The 2,621-nt window shown below is 60.4% G+C and carries 2 protein-coding genes and 1 pseudogene; 1 reads left to right on the forward strand and 2 read right to left on the reverse strand.

The window, feature by feature from the left end; genetic code table 11:
• Positions 1-139: 139 nt before the first annotated feature.
• Positions 140-355 (reverse strand): toxin-antitoxin system HicB family antitoxin, encoded by a 216-nt coding sequence (locus HMPREF3086_RS19850; RefSeq protein WP_083324243.1) that lies wholly within the window; start codon positions 353-355, stop codon positions 140-142.
• Positions 356-778: 423 nt separating this feature from the next.
• On the reverse strand, positions 779-1,561 hold the full coding sequence (locus tag HMPREF3086_RS02425) for a ParA family protein (RefSeq protein WP_070720000.1): 783 nt from the start codon (positions 1,559-1,561) through the stop codon (positions 779-781).
• Between the two features lie 213 nt (positions 1,562-1,774).
• Here HMPREF3086_RS02425 and HMPREF3086_RS02430 point away from each other — a divergent pair.
• Positions 1,775-2,041, forward strand: a pseudogene (locus HMPREF3086_RS02430) (integrase core domain-containing protein); the annotation flags it as partial.
• Positions 2,042-2,621: the final 580 nt, after the last annotated feature.

Below are 2,621 nucleotides of genomic sequence, written 5' to 3' on the forward strand. Positions count from 1 at the left end.
CTAATTGGTGAGCAACACCGAGTTTGAGCGCCAACTCAGACTCTTGACTTTCGATACCGGTCCACTCGCCAGTGGGCCGGTATCAGTCATTTCAGGTGCTGCATGGAGTGTTCAGTTTTCAGTCACGCAGCTGGCTACTTCACGCGGGAATCGCCTCCTGGTCGTCGTAGCTCGACACGGCTTCAGACATGCCGAGGTGTGCCGCTGCGACCTCGGCTACGTACTGGTTCATTGAGATGCCACGGGCTGCGGCTTCACGTCGAAGCGCGTCATAGACATCTGAAGGTACGCGGACTGTCATTCGTGTCCGCTCCCCTAGCGCTGGTCTCCCGGGCCCAGATCGTGTGGTCGCCATGACGTCAAAAATGGCATGCCTGACGTCAAAAATGCGCGCGACACGCGCAAGGCGTCAAACATGCCACGAGCGGCGCCCTCGAGGACCGACGTGCCTTGGAGGTCGGGTCACTCCCCAATCAGCTGGCTCAACACCCCTGCGAGTCCAAGTACTCGACGATGGCCTTGTCGGTGATAGAAGCAATGCTGATGGTGCGGTCGCCAGTTTCGTAGCGGAGCTTGTCTACTGCACGTAATAGACGAGCTTTGGTGGACGGGCGAAGCCGTACGTTGTGCTGCTCTGTCAGTCGCTCTTCTTCAGCTGAGCCCCCTGGCGCGGAAGCCGGGGGCGTGGGAATAGCTGGTGGCTTAGTTCGTGAAGGTCTCTCAGGCAGGTCTGCTGCAGGATGCACAGCGCGACGGATTGCGGGTTCACGTTTGATGCTCATGCTGCAGCTCCTTTGGGACCAAGCGCTAGCTCTGCTAGCAGATCTGTATACGCGACCTGGAGGGCTAGGGCCTTCCCGCCGGTGAAGCTATGGATCGGTGTGTGCGAGCTATGTGCGTCCTGACGTGCGGTTAGCTCCGGGATTGAGGTCTTAGCCACCAGGTCCCCGTACGTGTCGCGAAGTTCGCGCTCGCGGAATTGGTGTTCGCCGGTTGTCCTCTTGCGGCTCAGGACGAGCTTTTCGAGCACGAGGTGCGGGTTGGGTCGCCTCTGGACGTTACGGATAGTCTCTTGCAGGTTTTCGATCCCGCGGACGCTGTCAATAGTCGGCTCAGTGACAGCGATGACTCCGTCTGCTGCGCAAAGCACGGCGAAGAGGAGCTTCCCCAGAGATGGTGGGCAGTCAAATAGGACTGCGTCGTAGGCGGACAGGTCGAGCCCCTCGAAGGCGATGTCGAGGCGGAAGATGAGGTCATTGGCGCCGTCAGATTCGATGTTTGCCAGCGCTTCGTTGGATGGAATGAGATCCACTTTGTCCCACGGAGTTGCGATGACTGCGTCGGCTGCCGACCCCGGGACCGTTCGGTTCATGAGGTCGAATGTCGTCATCATGGTTTTCGTCAATTCGACACCGAGGCCCGTCGTGGAGTTGCCCTGAGGGTCGACGTCCACCACTAGAACGTTGCGTCCTTGATGGCTTAGCGCACTGGCCAAACCCAGCGTTGTAGCAGTCTTGCCGACGCCGCCCTTCTGGTTGCAGAGAGCCAGCTTTCGAGTCAATGTCCATTCCTCCCCACGAAGGTAGCCGGGCGAAGCTAGCTGCGGTTTCAGTCCTAGCGATCCTAGCTTGTTTAGTATGTCTACCTTGCGTGTCTAGCACAGCTATAGAGCCGACGCTAGCTTTGGTTGCTAATCGTGCGATAAAAGCTATCGGTGCTAGCACAGCTATTGCTGGGCAACTAACGTACGGTGCCAAGGCCGCCGGGCCCAGTGGAGTGCATCGCCCGACACGGGATGCTCGGATCGATGGGCAGGGTGGGCGCGTGCGGTGACAACGCGGCCATGGAGAGCTTCTTCTCCCTGCTGCAGACAGGCGTCCTCGACCGCCGATCCTGGACTACCAGAGACGAGCTCCGGACCGCCATCGTGCACTGGGTCGAGCGCACCTACCACCGCCGCAGACGGCAGGACCGCCTCGGCAAATTGACCCCCATCGAGTTCGAGACCATCATCAACCGCGAGGCCCTTCAGGCCGCGTAACTGCCCGTGTCACCTAACCGTGCATCAGCCCCTTCTGCGCAATCCTGACCTGGCTACGCTAATTAGGAGACACGCCCTAGCTGCCGAAGAGTGATCCGAGGGATCCGGACACTCCGGTGAGCGGGGGATTGACCGACAGGGGGAACGGGTCCGCTGTCACTCGAACCAACATTCCGGGAGTGCCCCAGGATTCCTGAGGGTCGCCCTCGACGACCAGGGGCGCCACCAGTGCCGCCGAGTGGTCGGCCACCTCAACAACCAGACAGTGCCAGTGTTCGAAGCGGACCAGATCGACGTACCCAGCATCGTGCAGTCAACAGCGACACTCGCCGAACTGGATAACCCAGCTCTCGAATCGAGAGTGACAGCTCTGCACGCTGCACTGGACGGGCTGGCTGCGCAACTCGCCGCCACTCCCGCCCCTATTGATGAAACGACCGCCCGAAGCGCACTGCGCGAACTAGTCCAAATCCTCTAGCCACGATCACCGGGGGCCACCTAGGTGTGATGCCCATGCAAGGTGTCTTACCAGCGAAGATTACGTAACCCAACATTCACGGCGCCAGGCGGGCCGCCGCGG

This window comes from Dietzia sp. HMSC21D01 (assembly GCF_001815995.1).
In the GTDB taxonomy this organism is placed as follows: domain Bacteria; phylum Actinomycetota; class Actinomycetes; order Mycobacteriales; family Mycobacteriaceae; genus Dietzia; species Dietzia cinnamea.

Bases quoted from the DNA above. Each gene is read 5' to 3' on its own strand.
- HMPREF3086_RS19850 (WP_083324243.1), bottom strand. From the start codon at position 355: ATGGCGACCACACGATCTGGGCCCGGGAGACCAGCGCTAGGGGAGCGG.